Genomic DNA, 15,551 nt, shown 5'->3' on the forward strand with positions numbered 1-15,551 from the left:
GCCCGGCACCCTGTGCTACTGACAACTTTCCAAGGAATCCCATGTCTCTGTTCACCGCCGTCGAAATGGCCCCGCGCGACCCTATCCTGGGTCTCAACGAGCAGTTCAACGCCGACGCCAACCCGCATAAAGTCAACCTGGGCGTTGGCGTGTATTACGACGACAACGGCAAGCTGCCTCTGCTCGAATGCGTGCAGACTGCGGAAAAACAGATGATGCAAGCGCCCAAGGCGCGCGGCTACCTGCCTATCGACGGCATCGCCGCCTATGACGCAGCGGTCAAGAACCTCGTATTTGGGGCCGAAAGCGAGCCCGTCAAGGCCGGGCGCGTCGCCACGGTGCAAGCGTTGGGCGGCACCGGCGGCCTGAAGATCGGCGCGGATTTCCTGAAGAAGGTCAATCCCGGCGCCAAGGTGCTCATCAGCGACCCCAGCTGGGAGAACCACCGCGCCCTGTTCAGCCAGGCCGGTTTCACCGTCGAGGCTTATCCGTACTACAACGCCGCCAGGAAGGGCATCGACTTCGACGGCATGCTCACGGCCTTGAACCTCGCGGCCGAGGGCACCGTGGTCGTGCTGCACGCCTGCTGCCACAACCCCACCGGCTACGACATCACAGCCGAGCAATGGGACCAGGTGATTGCCGCCGTAAAGGCCCGCAAGCTGGTGCCGTTCCTCGACATGGCCTACCAGGGCTTCGGCTACGGCATCGCCGAGGACGGCGCCGTCATCGGCAAGTTCGTCGCCTCCGGCCAGAATTTCTTCGTGTCCACCTCGTTCTCCAAGAGTTTCAGTCTGTACGGCGAGCGCGTGGGCGCGCTGTCGGTGCTGTGCCAGGACCAGGAAGAGGCCGGCCGCGTGCTGTCGCAACTGAAGATCGTGATCCGCACCAACTACAGCAACCCGCCCATCCATGGCGGCCAGGTGGTTGCCATGGTGCTCAACACACCCGAGTTGCGCTCGCTGTGGGAGAAAGAACTGGGAGACATGCGCCTGCGCATCAAGCAGATGCGCCTGGCCTTGGTGGAAAAGCTCAAGGCGGCCGGCGTGAAGCAGGACATGAGCTTCATCACCCAGCAGATCGGCATGTTCAGCTATTCGGGCCTGACCAAGGACCAGATGGTGCGCCTGCGCAACGAATTCGGCGTCTACGGCACCGATACCGGCCGGATGTGCGTGGCGGCACTCAACAGCAAGAACATCGACTACGTCTGCGCGTCGATCGCGAAAGTCTTGTAAGTCACCCCCAGATCGCCGACCGCATCGAGATGGATGCGGACTGGTAGCTGTCGTTGAAAAAGCGCAGCGGCTCTTTCGGGTCGACCGCTCCTGCCGCGTACAGCAGCGGCAGGTAGTGATCGTGGGTGGGGTGGGCCAGCTGGGCCACCGGCCCGAGCCTCTGGAAGTCCGCCAGCGCGGCAAGATCGCCCTTCTCCATTTGGGCGGCGACTTTGCTGTCGAATTCGATGGCCCAGTCGTACGCCTGGTTCGCCGGCGTGCCACGTCGCGTGGCGCGGAGGTTGTGCACGATGTTGCCGCTGCCCACGATCAGCACGCCGCGCTCGCGCAGGCCTTTGAGCTGCTGGCCGAGCGCGAAATGCTCGGCAGGCGGCCGGGCGTAGTCCATGCTGAGCTGCAGCACGGGAATGTTCGCTTTGGGGAACATGGGCTTGAGCACCGACCAGGTTCCGTGATCGAGGCCCCAGCCGTCCTTGTCGAGCCCAACCGGGGGCTGCTTGATCGCGCGGCTGATTGCCTGCGCCGCGGCCGGCGCGCCGGGCGCCGGATATTGCTGGTCGAAAAGCTCTTGGGGAAAGCCGCCGAAATCGTGGATGGTCTTGGGCTTGTCCATGCCCGTCAGCCACCAGCCTTGCGTCAGCCAGTGGGCGGAAATGCACAGTATCAGCTGGGGCTGGGGCAATTGCTTGCCGAACTGGGCGCCCAAAGCCTGCCAGCTGCGCCGGTACTCGTTGTCTTCGATGGCGTTCATCGGACTGCCGTGGCCGAGGAACAGCACGGGCATATGTGGGCTCTTCTTCAGGCCGCCCAGCTCGCCCAGCCCTGCTGCTTCCGTGATTCCGCTCATCAGTGATCCTCCGCCCAGAGCCAAGCCGCTGGTTGCGCCCATGAAAATGCGTCTGCGCATATGAAAAAGTTCATTCTTATAACGATATAGAGAGAAACTTACCGAGTGAAAGTTCCTCTCTAAATTGGTAGTTCTACCGCAGACCTGGGTGTTACAGGGTGCTATATTGCACCGCAACACGGACGAACAACGAACATGCTCTACCAGCTCTACGAAACCCAGCGGAACATGATGGAACCGTTCGCCGATTTCGCGCAGGCGGCTTCCAAGCTTTACAGCAATCCGCTGTCGCCCTTCGGCCAGAATCCCTTCGCCCAGCGCGTGTCGGCCAGCTACGACCTGGTGTACCGCCTGTGGAAGGATTACGAAAAGCCCGAGTTCGGCATCAAGACCGTGGACGTGGACGGGGTCGACGTCGCAATCTTCGAGCGGGTTGAAATCGACAAGCCATTTTGCGAACTGCGCCGCTTCAAGCGCTTTTCCGACGACCCCCACACCCTTACCAAGCTCAAGGGCCAGCCGGCCGTGCTGATCGTCGCTCCTTTGTCGGGCCACTACGCCACACTGCTGCGCGACACCGTGCGGACCATGCTCAAGGATCACAAGGTCTACATCACCGACTGGAAGAACGCGCGCATCGTGCCACTGGAGCAAGGCGAGTTCCACCTGGACGACTACGTCCACTACGTAGAGGATTTCATCCGCCACCTGCAGGGCATCTACGGCAATTGCCACGTGATCAGCGTGTGCCAGCCCACCGTTCCGGTGCTGGCCGCCGTTTCCCTGATGGCATCCCGCGGTGAAGTCACACCGCTGACCATGACCATGATGGGTGGCCCGATCGACGCGCGCAAATCGCCGACGGCCGTCAACAACCTGGCGATGAACAAGAGCTACGACTGGTTCGAGAACAACGTGATCTACCGTGTTCCGAGCAATTTCCCGGGTGCCGGCCGCCGGGTGTACCCGGGCTTCCTGCAGCACACGGGTTTTGTCGCGATGAATCCCGACCGCCACATGTCGAGCCACTACGACTACTTCAAGAACCTGATCAGGGGCGACGACGCGAGCACCGAGGCGCACCGCAAGTTCTATGACGAGTACAACGCGGTCCTCGACATGGATGCCGACTACTACCTCGAGACCATCCGTGTGGTGTTCCAGGAATTTGCCCTGGTCAACGGCAGCTGGGACGTGATCAGCGACAACGGCGAGCTGGAACGCGTGCGTCCCGAAGACATCAAGACGACGGCGCATTTCACGGTCGAAGGCGAACTGGACGACATTTCCGGCTCCGGCCAGACCGAGGCCGCGCACGACCTCTGCTACAACGTGCCCAAGGCGCGCCAGAAGCACCTGGAAGTCAAGGGCGCCGGCCACTACGGCATCTTCAGCGGTCGCCGCTGGCGCGACATCGTGTACCCCCAGGTGCGCGACTTCATCCTCCAGCACCACGAGGGGCCGACAGTGAAGGCAAACGGCAATAGCCGCGCGACTGCCCCGAAAACGACTTCGGCCAAGAAGTCCCGCCAGGAAAAGGCAACCGCTTGAGGTGAGCCCAGAGGCCATCCGCATCCACGCTGCCCTGCCTCAGACGCAGTGCACCCGATGCGGCTTGCCTGACTGCGCGGCTTATGCGCAGGCCATCGCCGATGGTGAGGCCGAGATCAACCAATGCCCGCCGGGCGGTGCTGAAGGCATCGCCCGTCTCGCCGCGCTCACCGGCCGCCCCATCCTCCCGCTAAACCCGGCCAATGGCGTGGAAGGCCCACGGGCCATAGCCGTGATCGACGAAGGCTGGTGCATCGGCTGCACGCTCTGCCTCGACGCCTGCCCCACCGATGCCATCCTGGGCAGCAACAAGCTGATGCACACCGTCATCGAGCCGTATTGCACGGGCTGCGAGCTATGCGTGCCTGTCTGCCCGGTGGATTGCATCAGCATGGAGAACGTGACCGGCAACCGCACCGGCTGGCGGGCATGGTCGCAAGCGGATGCCGACCAGGCGCTGGAGCGATATCAGGCACGCAGCGAGCGGCTCAGGCGGGAGGCCGCGGAGAACCAGGAACGGCTGGAGGCCAAGGCTCGCGCCAAGCTGGCAGACCTGCCGGCCCACACGCTTGGGGCCGAAGGCGCGGAGGCGGAACGCAAGCGCGCCGTGATCGAAGCCGCACTCGCCCGAGCCAGAGCCCGGCGCGGCACCCTACCCTAGCGCGTCGTTCACCTGCTCGTTGAATTCGGCCTGGCTGAGCGCAGTGCCGATCTCGCGCGGCAACGCGTCGCGCACCGAGAAAACGCCGATGATCTTGGACCCCGGCCCGATGATGGGCAGGTGGCGGAAGCCCTTCTCGATCATGATGAGGACGGCGTCCGATACGCGGGTCTGGGGCGGCACGCAAACAGGATTGGGCGTCATGATCTCGCGCACCGTGGTGCGCTCGGGATCGAGCGCCTTGGCCAGCACGCGCGTCATCAGGTCGCGCTCCGTGACGATGCCCAGCAAGGTGTGCGGCGGCTCCATGATCAGCACGCTGCCGCAATTGGCGCGCGTCATCACGCCTGCAGCTTCCCGGACGCTGGCGCGAGGACCCAGGCAGAGCACATGCTTTTGCGAAATAGACTGGAAGACCGTGCGTTCAGCCATGATGCAACCCCTTGGCGCTGGGTCAGCGCAAGCTGGCGTTGATCTTATCCAATGCCGGGCCACCTGGGCACAATTCAGCCACATCCAAAGCGTTGAGCGGCGTGACACTTGTGTTGCAAGCTGTATGCAGATCGGTCGCCAGCGGGTCGACGTAGAGCAGGCCGGTCACGATCTCGCCCAGGGCCTGGTGCTTTTGCATGTAACTCATCGCTACATACCTGTCGGTGGGATCATAGTCCGCGTGAAGGCTGCGCAGCCGCAGCAACGAACCGTCGTGCTGCTCGACCTCGACCACTTCGCCGGGCGCCGACTCCGCAGTGATCTCGTTACGTGGCGTGATGAAGTCGATACGGCTCACGGCTTCGTTGTGCTCGCGCACATAGTCGTAGCTCTTCGTACTGCCGGGGTGGTTGTTGAAGGCGACGCAGGGGCTGATGACGTCGATGAACGCCGCTCCGCCATGGGACATGGCGCCCTTGATGAGCGGCACCAGCTGCTCCTTGTTGCCCGAGAAGCCCCGCCCCACGTAGGTAGCGCCCAGCTGCAGTGCCATGGCCACCAGATCGACCGGGCTGTCGCTGTTGATGACGCCCTTCTTGCTCTTGGAACCCTGGTCAGCCGTGGCCGAGAACTGGCCCTTGGTCAGTCCATAAACGCCGTTGTTCTCCACGATGTAGGCCATGCGCACGCCGCGCCGCATGGCGTGGGCGAACTGGCCCAGCCCGATGGACGCCGAATCGCCATCGCCTGACACGCCCAGGTACAGCAGATCGCGGTTGGCCAGGTTGGCGCCGGTCAGCACCGATGGCATGCGGCCGTGCACCGTGTTGAAGCCGTGCGAGGCGCCCAGGAAGTAGTCCGGCGTCTTGGAGCTGCAGCCGATTCCCGACAGCTTGGCGATGCGATGCGGCTGGATGTCCAACTCCCAGCAGGCCTGGATGATGGCGGCCGAGATCGAGTCGTGCCCGCAGCCGGCGCACAGGGTGGACACCTTGCCTTCGTAGTCGCGCCGGGTGTAGCCGACCTTGTTGGTCTCCAGCGTCGGATGGCGCAACCGCGGCTTGGCAATATAAGTCATACGGTTTTCTCCTTGGCCCGGCGCTGGGGCGTGACCGCCTCGGCATGCACATGCTCGGTGATGGCATGCGTGATGAAGCGCGCGGTGATGGGCGTGCCGTCGAAATGCAGCACCCGGATCAGCTTGGCCGGATCGACGTCGAACTCGTTGACCAGCAGGCTGCGCAGCTGGGCGTCGCGGTTCTGCTCCACCACGAACACTTCCTCGTGGTCGGCGATGAATTGCGCAACGCTCTGCGGGAATGGGAAGGCGCGCAGGCGCAACGCATCGACGTGGATGCTGGCGGCGCCCAGAACGTCCAGCGCCTCCTGCATGGCGGGGCTGGTGGAGCCGAAATAGATCACGCCCAGGCGTGTCTTGCGAGCGGCGGGCTTCAGCACCGGTTGAGGCACCAGCGTTGCAGCGGTCTGGAACTTCTTCTGCAGCCGCTCGACGTTGTAGATGTAGTCGGGCCCGCGCTCGGAGTAGCGCGCGTACGCGTCGCGCGTGGTGCCGCGAGTGAAGTAGCTGCCCTTGGTCGGGTGCGTGCCGGGCAGCGTGCGCCAGGGGATGCCATCGCCATCGACGTCCTTGTAGCGGCCGAAGTCCTTGCCGGCTTCCAGTTCTTCGGCCGTCATCACCTTGCCCCGGTCATAACCCCGGCCCTCTTCCCAGACGAATGGACGGCACAGCCGCTGGTTCATGCCGATGTCCAGGTCGGTCATCACGAACACCGGCGTCTGCAGGCGGTCCGCGAGGTCCAGCGCGCAAGCCGCATGTTCGAAGCACTCGTGCGGGTCCTCGGGGAACAGCAGCACATGCTTGGTGTCGCCATGGGAAGCGTAGGCGCAGGACAGGATGTCCGCCTGCTGCGTGCGCGTCGGCATGCCCGTCGAAGGCCCGCCGCGCTGCACGTCGATGATGGTGACCGGGATCTCGGCAAAGTAGGCCAGCCCGATGAATTCGGTCATCAGCGACACGCCCGGTCCCGAGGTGGCGGTGAAGGCACGCGCGCCGTTCCAGCCCGCTCCGACCACCATGCCGATGGAGGCGATTTCGTCCTCGGCCTGCACGATGGCATAGCGGTTCTGGCCGGTCGCCTGATCGACGCGGTATTTGGCGCAGTATTTCTGGAAGGCCTCCGCCACCGACGAGGACGGCGTGATCGGGTACCAGGCCGCAACCGTCGCCCCGCCATAGACGCAGCCCAGCGCCGCCGCGCTGTTGCCGTCCACGAAGATCTGGTCGCCCACCTTGTCGGCGCGGCGCACGCGGATGCCCAGAGGAGCCTTCAAATGCTCGCGGGCGAAGTCGCGTCCCAAGTGCAGCGCCTGCACGTTGGAGGCCAGCAGCTTTTCCTTGCCCCTGTACTGCTCGCCGAACAACTTTTCGATCACCTCGGGCTCGATCTCCAGCAGCACCGAAAGCGCACCGACGTACACGATGTTCTTGAACAGCTGGCGCTGGCGCGGATCGCTGTAGACCGCGTTGCATATGTCCGTGAGCGGCATGCCGATCACGTTGATGTCGCTGCGGAACTTGGAGGGGGGCAGCGGCCGCGTGCTGTCGTAGAAGAGGTAGCCGCCCGGCTCGAGTTCGGCCACGTCGGCGTCCCAGGTCTGCGGATTCATCGCCACCATCATGTCGATGCCGCCGCGCCGCCCCAGATAGCCCTTCTCGGATACGCGCACCTCGTACCAGGTGGGCAGGCCCTGGATGTTGCTGGGGAAGATGTTGCGCGGGCTCACCGGCACGCCCATGCGCAGGATCGCCTTGGCGAACAGCTCGTTGGCGCTGGCCGAGCCCGACCCGTTCACGTTGGCGAACTTGATGACGAAATCGTTGACCGCTTCGATGTTGTTCATGCCGCGACCCCTTGCCGCCGGTCGCGGCATGCCGGCCCGGCCGGCGTCATCTTGAGCAGAAACTTCTGCATGTCCCAGGCCCCGGTCGGGCAGCGCTCGGCGCACAGGCCGCAGTGCAGGCACACATCCTCGTCCTTCACCATCACCCGTCCCGTCTTCAGGCCGCCGGACACATACAGGTCCTGGGCCAGGTTGAGCGCGGGCGCCTTCAGGCGCGTTCGCAGGTCGGCCTCCTCGCCGTTATCGGTGAAGCTGATGCAGTCCATGGGGCAGATGTCCACGCAGGCATCGCACTCGATGCAGGCGGTTTCGGTGAAGACAGTCTGCACGTCGCAGTTCAGGCAACGTCCGGCCTCCTTCACGGCGGTGGCGACGTCGAAGCCCAGTTCGACTTCCACCTTGATGCTAGCCAGCGCCTTCTCGGCCTTGGCCCATGGCACCTTGTAGCGCGCGTCATTGACCGTGTCGTTGTCGTAGCTCCACTCGTGGATACCCATCTTCTGCGAGACCAGGTTGGTCATCGGGGCGGGGCGAACATAAGCGGTTTCGCCGTGCAGCAAGCGATCGATCGAAATCGCGGCCTCGTGACCGTGCGCCACTGCTTCAATGATGTTCTTGGGACCGAACGCCGCGTCGCCGCCGAAGAAGACATTGGGCACCGTGGACTGGAAGGATTCCTTGTGCAGGTTCGGCAAGCCCCATTTGTCGAAGGCGATTCCGCAGTCGCGCTCTATCCAGGGGAAAGCGTTCTCCTGGCCCACGGCCAGCAGGACCTCGTCGCACTCGAAGAAGGCATCGGGCTTGCCGGTCGGCACCAGCTTGCGCTCGCCCTTGTCGTCATAGACCGCCTTGACGATCTCGAAGGTCATGCCCTGCAGCTTGCCGTCCTGATGCACGAACGCCTTGGGAACGTGGTAGTTGATGATGGGGATGCCCTCGTGCATGGCATCCTCCTTTTCCCAGGGCGATGCCTTCATCTCCTCGAAGCCGCTGCGCACGATCACCTTCACGTCCTCCCCGCCCAGTCGCCGGGCCGAGCGGCAGCAGTCCATCGCCGTGTTGCCGCCACCCAGCACGATCACACGTTTGCCGATCTGGGTGACGTGGCCGAACGAGACCGACGCCAGCCAGTCGATGCCGATGTGGATGCTGGCGGCCGCCTCGGTGCGCCCGGGAATGTCCAGGTTGCGCCCGCGCGGCGCGCCGCAGCCGACGAAGATGGCGTCGTAGCCCTGGGCCATCAGCGCCTTCATCGATTCAATGCGCTCGCCGCTGCGAAATTGCACGCCCAGGTCGAGGATGTAGCCGGTTTCCTCGTCGATCACCGATTCGGGCAGGCGAAAGCGCGGGATCTGCGTGCGGATGAATCCGCCCGCCTTGGCTTCGCCGTCGAACACCGTCACCTCGTAGCCCAGCGGCGCCAGGTCGCGCGCCACGGTCAGCGATGCCGGCCCGGCGCCTATGCAGGCAACGCGCTTGCCGTTCTTCGGGGCCAGCTTGGGCATGCGCTGGGTGACGTCTTCCTTCATGTCGGCCGCAACCCGCTTCAACCTGCAAATGGCAACCGGTTCCGGGTGCCCCAGGTTGTTCTCCTCCACCCGGCCGCGGCGGCAGGCAGGCTCGCAAGGCCGGTCGCAGGTGCGCCCCAGGATGCCGGGGAACACGTTGGACACCCAGTTGATCATGTAGGCATCGCCGTAGCGGCCTTGCGCGATCAAGCGTATGTATTCGGGTACAGGGGTGTGGGCGGGACACGCCCATTGGCAGTCAACGACCTTGTGGAAATAGGCCGGGTTGGCAATGTCAGTTCGCTGCAAAGCTTTTGTCTCCTTGCCTTGGGGACGGTTGCCCCAGGGTCAGTCTACGCCCGCGTCGGCAACAAAAGCTCTTCGGGGATTCCCCGAGCCCGTCAGTTTGGCGTCAGCCGGCCGCCACCGCGAGTTTGGAGAAAGCTTCGACCACTTCGGGAGGGGCTTGCACGAGTTCGATCAAAACCCCCTCACCCCCGACGGGGCTTTGCTCATTCCCCTTGGGATGGACAAAACAGATGTCGAATCCCGCCGCGCCGCGCCGTATCCCGCCCGGGGCAAAGCGAAGGCCCTGGCCGCTCAGCCATTCCACCGCGCGAGGCAGGTCGTCGATCCACAATCCGACATGGTTGAGTGGCGTCTGGTGCACAGCCGGCTTCTTGTCCGGATCCAGCGGCTGCATCAGGTCGACCTCGACCTTGAACGGGCCGGCACCCAGGGCGCAGATGTCCTCGTCCACGTTCTCGCTGGCGCTCTTGAAGGTGCCGGTGACTTCCAGGCCGAACAGGTCGACCCACAGCGTACGCAACCGGCTCTTGTCGAGCCCGCCAATGGCGATTTGCTGGATGCCAAGAACTTTGAAGGGGCGTTGGGTCATCATTTGGCCTTGAGTTCGTTGAATCGAATGAGCTGGCTGCGCTGGACAGCGCCACGGATGTCCTTGAGCGCCAGCCGAATCGTCGCTGCGCTCCAGTCGATATCCACCACGCCGTAATGCTGTTGCGTGAAGAGTTCGCCCAGCCGGTTCGGCCCGGCTTCCACCGCGTCGCGCCAGGGATGGGTGATGCCGCTGGAGGTGAGCTCGTAAAAGGGATAAGGCGTTCCGGTGGCCTCACGGTACAGCGCCCCTATATGGCGGTCGCCCGAGAGGAACACCACGCCCTGCGCCTGGGTATCGGCGATCAAACGGTACAGCCGCTGGCGTTCGAGCGGGAAATTGCCCCAACGCTCCCAGCCGTGGCCCTCGACCACCACCTGGACGCCGGAGACCAGCAATCGCAGTTCGGCCGGCTGGCGCAATTGCTCCTTCAGCCAACCCCACTGCGCCTCGCCCAGCATGGTCTTCGCGGGGTCGGCATCCGGCAGGTAGCGCTCCTTGCCAGGCTTGCCGCGCTCGTCGCTGGGCTTCAAGGCCGAACGGAACCATCTCGTATCGAGCAGGATGACTTGCACGCGCTTGCCTTCCTTGCCGAACATCGCCGAGTAGTACAAGCCCTCGCGGGCGCGGCGCGGGTCACCGGGAGGAATCTGCCAGAAACGCAGGAAAGCGGCCTTCGAGCCGTTCTTGTGCCCGAACTCGGCGCCGCCATCATTCAGGCCGTAGTCATGATCGTCCCAGATCGCCATGTGCGGCACGGTTTCCCGCAGGCGCACGAGGCCCGGCACCTCGTCTTGCAGCGCATAGGCCTGCGCCAGCTTGGCCGCCGACCAGGGCTGGTCGCTGGCATAGACGTTGTCGCCGCCGAAGATGAACAGGTCGGGCTTGTCCGCGAGCACCGTGTCCCAGATCGGCTGGGGTTTGGTTTGATCGATGCACGAACCGAAGGCGATGCGCCGCACCGCACCATCGGCCTCCTGGCTCGAGGGCTGTGGCGCGGTGATGGCGCAGCCCGCCAATCCGGCCGCAGCAAGCGAGATAAAGTGCCTGCGCTGCATGCCCGGTCTCAGATGAACTCGACGATAGGCTGGTCCACCGTCAGGCTCTCGCCCTTGCTCGCCAGCACCTTGCCCACCACGCCATCCGCGGCGGCAAACAACACGTTTTCCATCTTCATCGCCTCGATGACGGCGACGCGCTCGCCGGCCTGGACCTTCTGGCCCGGCTGCACCGCCACGTCGACCAGCAGGCCCGGCATTGGCGACAGTACATAGCGGCTCATATCCGGCGGCGCCTTGAAAGGCATGAGGGCATGAAGCTGCGCCGCCCGCGGGTTCAGCACCATGGCATCCAGCCGGGTGCCGTTGTGGATGATGCGCGTGGCCAAGGGGTTCTTGCCCACGCCCCGCTCCACCTGCGCCGTGAAGGCTACGTCATTGACGGTGCCTCGAATGCGGGCCCCGCCCATGTGCCAGCTGCTGCAGATCTCGTAGCACTTGCCCCCGGTTTCCACGACGCTGGATCCCGATTGGGCTTGGAAGTCGCGAACGGTTGCGGGCTGGCGCCGGTGCTCGCCGGTCGTATCCAGCAGGACTACGACGAAGTCTTCTCCCACCGTGAACTCGTGCCCCGGCAACTGGCCGCTGATCCCGGCAGCGCGCTGCAATGTGCGGCGGTTCACGTAAGCGGCCAGCGCCACCAGCAAGTCGGGATCCTCGTGCGGAACATCCTCCGCATGGAAGCCCTTGCCGTAGTGCTCGGCGATGAAACCGGTATTGAAGTCGCCGGCGACGAACCTGGGATGCGCGAGCAACGCCGCCTGGAACGGGATGTTGCTGGAGATGCCGCGAATGACGAAGCCATTGAGTGCTTCGCGCATCTTCGCAATCGCCTCATTGCGGTCCTGGCCGTGGACGATGAGCTTGGCGATCATCGAGTCGTAGTACATGGGAATCTCGCCGCCGTCCTGCACGCCCGTGTCCACGCGCACACCATACAGGTGTTCCGTGTCCGCCGCCCACATGCTCTCCTTGGGCGGCTGGAACCGCACCAGGCGGCCGGTGCTCGGCAGGAAGTTGCGGAACGGGTCCTCGGCGTTGATGCGGCATTCGATGGCCCAGCCGTTGCGTTTCACGTCGGCCTGGGCCAGCGGCAATTTCTCGCCCGCAGCCACCCGGATCATCAATTCCACCAGGTCCACACCGGTGATGCATTCCGTCACCGGGTGCTCGACCTGCAGGCGGGTGTTCATCTCCAGGAAATAGAAGCTCTGGTCCTTGCCGACCACGAACTCCACCGTTCCGGCGCTCTGGTACTTGACGGCCTTGGCCAAGGCCACCGCTTGCTCGCCCATGGCCTTGCGCGTCGCGTCGCTGATGAAGGGCGAAGGCGCCTCTTCGATCACCTTCTGGTGCCGGCGCTGGATCGAGCATTCGCGCTCGTTCAGGTAGATGACATTGCCTTGGCTGTCGCCCAGCACCTGGATCTCGATGTGGCGCGGCTCTTCCACGAACTTCTCGATGAACACGCGGTCGTCGCCAAAGCTGTTGCGTGCCTCGTTGCGGCAGGAGGTGAAGCCTTCGAAGGCCTCCTTGTCGTTGAAGGCCACGCGCAGGCCCTTGCCCCCGCCGCCGGCGCTGGCCTTGATCATCACCGGGTAGCCGATGTCCTTGGCGATCTCGACGGCGCGTTCCGCGGTCTCGATCGCGTCGTTCCAGCCGGGAATGGTATTGACCTTGGCCTCGTTGGCCAGTTTCTTGGAGGCGATCTTGTCGCCCATGGCGGCGATGGAATAGTGCTTGGGCCCGATGAAGGTGATGCCCTCTTCTTCCACCCTTCGCGCGAAAGCCTCGTTCTCGCTCAGAAACCCATAGCCCGGGTGCACGGCCTGCGCGCCGGTCTGCTTGCATGCCGCAATGATCTTGTCGGCCTGCAGGTAGCTGTCGCGGCTGGGCGCGGGCCCGATGTATATGGCCTCGTCGGCCAGTTCGACATGGCGAGCCTCGCGGTCGGCTTCCGAATAAACGGCCACCGTCTTGATGCCCATCTTCTTGGCCGTCTTGATGACGCGGCAAGCGATCTCGCCGCGGTTGGCGATCAGGATCTTTTCAAACATGGAATACCCTTTTTCTCATTCTTTGCTGCGGCTCAACCGAACTCACGCCGCACCAATCCAAGCAGGACCGCAAAATACTCGCGCAGCCACGCGTTGTAGCGGACGTAAAGGGGCGTGGGCGCCCCGGCCAGGGAGGCGCGCGTATAACCGACGCGCTGCGCGATCCAGCCGGCACGCAGCGTGTGGAAGTCGCTGGTCACCAGCTGCACCGGGCCTTCCGGCGAGATGCCGCGCCGCTGCAGTAGCGCCTTGCTGAACAACAGGTTCTCTTCGGTGCTCGTGCTCTTTTCTTCCTGCACGATGCGCTCCGCAGGGAAGCCCTTGCCGCGCAGGTAGTCGCCCATGACCCGGGCCTCGCTCACAGCCTGCCCGAAGCCCTCTCCGCCGCTGACCACGACCGTGGCGTTCGGATACCGTATCGCCTGTTGCAGCGCCAGATCGAGCCGCGCCGTGAGCGCGGGCGTTGGCTTCCCGCCGCGGGTGCCGGATCCCAGCACCACGATGGCTGACGGCGGGTCTCCCACGGGGAGAACGTGGCCCGCGCGCGCCAGCACCGACCAGAACATCGCCACCGTAACGATCCATGCAAGCACACCGAGCCAGATCCAGCGCCACGCCGTTCGACGCCCGGCTGAGGCGTCCAGCCACGCCTGCACAGCATCCCAACGCAAGCCGAGCGCCAGGAGTACGCTGCCCATAGCGAGCGGTAGCGTGACGCCCAGGCTGAAAACGCCCAGGAACATGAGGACCACGGCGTCGGCCACAAGCAGCAGGCCCCCGATCGTGCAAAGCAAGGGCAGCATCCGGCGAACATGCACGGGTGCAGGCAAACGCTCGACAGCAATCACAGCGGAATGTTCCCGTGCTTGCGCCATGGGTTCTCCAGCTTCTTGGCACGCAGCATGATGAGCGAGCGGCATATCCGCTTGCGCGTTTCGTGCGGCAGGATCACGTCATCGATGAAGCCGCGTGCGCCGGCAACGAACGGATTGGCAAAGCGGGCCTTGTACTCGGCCTCGCGCGCGGCCAGTTTGGCCGGGTCGCCCTTGTCCTCGCGAAAAATGATTTCCACCGCGCCCTTGGCGCCCATCACCGCGATCTCGGCGTTGGGCCAGGCGAAGTTGACGTCGCCGCGCAGGTGCTTGGAACTCATCACGTCATAGGCGCCGCCGTAGGCTTTGCGGGTGATCACCGTGATCTTGGGTACCGTGCACTCGGCATAGGCGTACAGCAGCTTGGCGCCGTGCTTGATGATCCCGCCGTATTCCTGGCTGGTGCCCGGCATGAAGCCCGGCACATCGACGAAGGTGAGGACAGGGATGTTGAATGCATCGCAAAAGCGCACGAAACGCGCCGCCTTGATCGAGCTCTTGATGTCCAGGCAACCGGCCAGCACCAGCGGCTGGTTGGCCACGATGCCCACGGTCTGGCCTTCCATGCGTCCGAAACCCACGATGATGTTCTTGGCGTACTCGGGCTGCAGCTCGAAGAAGTCGCCGTCGTCCACCGTCTTGACGATCAGCTCCTTCATGTCGTAGGGCTTGTTGGGGTGGTCGGGCACCAGCGTGTCCAGCGACAGGTCCATGCGGTCGGCCGGGTCGTTGCTGGGGCGAACGGGCGCCTTCTCGCGATTGTTCAGCGGCAGGTAGTTGTAGAGCCGGCGCAGCATCAAGAGCGCCTCGACGTCGTTCTCGAAAGCGAGATCGGCCACGCCGCTGCGCGTGGTGTGCGAGATGGCGCCTCCCAGCTCTTCGGCCGTCACTTCCTCGTGCGTCACGGTCTTCACCACCTCCGGGCCGGTGACGAACATGTAGGAGCTGTCCTTGACCATGAAGATGAAGTCGGTCATGGCCGGCGAGTACACGGCGCCGCCGGCGCAGGGCCCCATGATCATGCTGATTTGCGGCACCACGCCCGAGGCCATCACGTTGCGCTGGAACACGTCGGCATAGCCGCCCAGCGATGCCACGCCTTCCTGGATGCGCGCGCCACCCGAGTCGTTCAGGCCGATCACCGGCGCACCGACCTTCATGGCCTGGTCCATCACCTTGCAGATCTTCTCGGCATGGGCCTCGGACAGCGCGCCGCCGAACACCGTGAAGTCCTGGCTGAAGACGAACACCAGGCGGCCGTTGATCATGCCGTAGCCGGTGACGACGCCGTCGCCCGGCACCTTGCTGTTCTCCATGCCGAAGTCGGTGCAGCGATGCTCGACGAACATGTCCCATTCCTCGAACGTGCCCTCATCCAGCAGCAGTTCCAGCCGTTCTCGCGCCGTGAGCTTGCCCTTGCCGTGCTGCGCGTCTATGCGCTTTTGTCCGCCGCCGAGGCGGGCGCCGCCGCGTTTCTTCTCAAGTTGTTCAAGGATGTCGTGCATAT

The 15,551-nt window shown here is 64.2% G+C and carries 13 protein-coding genes; 3 read left to right on the forward strand and 10 right to left on the reverse strand.

Going from position 1 to position 15,551, the window contains the following annotated elements:
- The first annotated feature begins 41 nt into the window (after nt 1-41).
- A complete protein-coding gene (locus HNE04_RS12380) occupies nt 42-1,238 on the forward strand; it encodes an amino acid aminotransferase (RefSeq protein ID WP_172219285.1) in 1,197 nt (398 codons plus the stop codon).
- A gap of 1 nt (nt 1,239) precedes the next feature.
- Here HNE04_RS12380 and ygiD read toward each other — a convergent pair whose 3' ends face one another.
- The gene (gene ygiD / locus HNE04_RS12385; protein WP_235964962.1) at nt 1,240-2,085 is read right to left on the reverse strand and encodes a 4,5-DOPA-extradiol-dioxygenase; all 846 of its coding nucleotides are present in this window, start codon (nt 2,083-2,085) and stop codon (nt 1,240-1,242) included.
- Nucleotides 2,086-2,280: 195 nt separating this feature from the next.
- Here ygiD and HNE04_RS12390 point away from each other — a divergent pair, with 195 nt between their 5' ends.
- Together HNE04_RS12390 and rsxB are read left to right on the forward strand one after the other, a co-directional pair.
- Nucleotides 2,281-3,636: a polyhydroxyalkanoate depolymerase gene (locus HNE04_RS12390; protein WP_172219287.1), complete on the forward strand. Its 1,356-nt coding sequence runs from the start codon at nt 2,281-2,283 to the stop codon at nt 3,634-3,636.
- Between the two features lies 1 nt (nt 3,637).
- The gene (rsxB, locus tag HNE04_RS12395; protein WP_172219289.1) at nt 3,638-4,297 is read left to right on the forward strand and encodes an electron transport complex subunit RsxB; all 660 of its coding nucleotides are present in this window, start codon (nt 3,638-3,640) and stop codon (nt 4,295-4,297) included.
- Here rsxB and HNE04_RS12400 read toward each other — a convergent pair.
- The 9 genes from HNE04_RS12400 to HNE04_RS12440 form a co-directional block, all read right to left on the reverse strand.
- Nucleotides 4,289-4,729, reverse strand: coding sequence for a CBS domain-containing protein (locus tag HNE04_RS12400; RefSeq protein WP_172219300.1), 441 nt, complete (start codon nt 4,727-4,729; stop codon nt 4,289-4,291). The two genes, rsxB and HNE04_RS12400, sit on opposite strands and share 9 nt — an antisense overlap.
- 22 nt (nt 4,730-4,751) lie before the next feature.
- Nucleotides 4,752-5,807: a 2-oxoacid:ferredoxin oxidoreductase subunit beta gene (locus HNE04_RS12405; protein WP_172219302.1), complete on the reverse strand. Its 1,056-nt coding sequence runs from the start codon at nt 5,805-5,807 to the stop codon at nt 4,752-4,754.
- Nucleotides 5,804-7,651: a 2-oxoacid:acceptor oxidoreductase subunit alpha gene (locus tag HNE04_RS12410; RefSeq protein WP_172219304.1), complete on the reverse strand. Its 1,848-nt coding sequence runs from the start codon at nt 7,649-7,651 to the stop codon at nt 5,804-5,806. The genes HNE04_RS12405 and HNE04_RS12410 overlap by 4 nt, the downstream gene beginning before the upstream one ends.
- Entirely contained in the window at nt 7,648-9,468 is a 1,821-nt protein-coding gene (locus HNE04_RS12415) for an FAD-dependent oxidoreductase (RefSeq protein ID WP_172219306.1), read from the reverse strand. Before HNE04_RS12415 ends, HNE04_RS12410 begins: the two co-directional genes overlap by 4 nt.
- 103 nt (nt 9,469-9,571) lie before the next feature.
- On the reverse strand, nt 9,572-10,057 hold the full coding sequence (locus HNE04_RS12420; protein WP_172219308.1) for a VOC family protein: 486 nt from the start codon (nt 10,055-10,057) through the stop codon (nt 9,572-9,574).
- Nucleotides 10,057-11,115 (reverse strand): alkaline phosphatase D family protein, encoded by a 1,059-nt coding sequence (locus HNE04_RS12425; RefSeq protein ID WP_172219310.1) that lies wholly within the window; start codon nt 11,113-11,115, stop codon nt 10,057-10,059. The genes HNE04_RS12420 and HNE04_RS12425 overlap by 1 nt, the downstream gene beginning before the upstream one ends.
- 8 nt (nt 11,116-11,123) lie before the next feature.
- Nucleotides 11,124-13,172, reverse strand: a complete 2,049-nt coding sequence (gene accC, locus HNE04_RS12430; protein ID WP_172219312.1) for an acetyl-CoA carboxylase biotin carboxylase subunit — start codon at nt 13,170-13,172, stop codon at nt 11,124-11,126.
- A gap of 32 nt (nt 13,173-13,204) precedes the next feature.
- On the reverse strand, nt 13,205-14,047 hold the full coding sequence (locus tag HNE04_RS12435) for a YdcF family protein (protein ID WP_172219314.1): 843 nt from the start codon (nt 14,045-14,047) through the stop codon (nt 13,205-13,207).
- Nucleotides 14,017-15,549 carry an acyl-CoA carboxylase subunit beta gene (locus tag HNE04_RS12440; RefSeq protein ID WP_172219316.1) on the reverse strand — a complete coding sequence of 511 codons (1,533 nt, stop codon included), beginning with the start codon at nt 15,547-15,549 and terminating at the stop codon, nt 14,017-14,019. The genes HNE04_RS12435 and HNE04_RS12440 overlap by 31 nt, the downstream gene beginning before the upstream one ends.
- Nucleotides 15,550-15,551 lie beyond the last annotated feature (2 nt).

The sequence above is a fragment of the Caenimonas soli genome, from assembly GCF_013155545.1.
Classification (GTDB): domain Bacteria; phylum Pseudomonadota; class Gammaproteobacteria; order Burkholderiales; family Burkholderiaceae_C; genus Ramlibacter; species Ramlibacter soli.

What these genes read in the sequence shown, in the direction of transcription:
- HNE04_RS12425 (WP_172219310.1), bottom strand. Translation starts at nt 11,115, where the DNA reads ATGCAGCGCAGGCACTTTATCTCGCTTGCTGCGGCCGGATTGGCGGGC.
- HNE04_RS12380 (WP_172219285.1), top strand. Translation starts at nt 42, where the DNA reads ATGTCTCTGTTCACCGCCGTCGAAATGGCCCCGCGCGACCCTATCCTG.
- HNE04_RS12435 (WP_172219314.1), bottom strand. Translation starts at nt 14,047, where the DNA reads ATGGCGCAAGCACGGGAACATTCCGCTGTGATTGCTGTCGAGCGTTTG.
- HNE04_RS12390 (WP_172219287.1), top strand. Translation starts at nt 2,281, where the DNA reads ATGCTCTACCAGCTCTACGAAACCCAGCGGAACATGATGGAACCGTTC.
- HNE04_RS12410 (WP_172219304.1), bottom strand. Translation starts at nt 7,651, where the DNA reads ATGAACAACATCGAAGCGGTCAACGATTTCGTCATCAAGTTCGCCAAC.
- HNE04_RS12400 (WP_172219300.1), bottom strand. Translation starts at nt 4,729, where the DNA reads ATGGCTGAACGCACGGTCTTCCAGTCTATTTCGCAAAAGCATGTGCTC.
- accC (WP_172219312.1), bottom strand. Translation starts at nt 13,172, where the DNA reads ATGTTTGAAAAGATCCTGATCGCCAACCGCGGCGAGATCGCTTGCCGC.
- HNE04_RS12420 (WP_172219308.1), bottom strand. Translation starts at nt 10,057, where the DNA reads ATGACCCAACGCCCCTTCAAAGTTCTTGGCATCCAGCAAATCGCCATT.
- HNE04_RS12440 (WP_172219316.1), bottom strand. Translation starts at nt 15,549, where the DNA reads ATGCACGACATCCTTGAACAACTTGAGAAGAAACGCGGCGGCGCCCGC.
- ygiD (WP_235964962.1), bottom strand. Translation starts at nt 2,085, where the DNA reads ATGAGCGGAATCACGGAAGCAGCAGGGCTGGGCGAGCTGGGCGGCCTG.
- HNE04_RS12405 (WP_172219302.1), bottom strand. Translation starts at nt 5,807, where the DNA reads ATGACTTATATTGCCAAGCCGCGGTTGCGCCATCCGACGCTGGAGACC.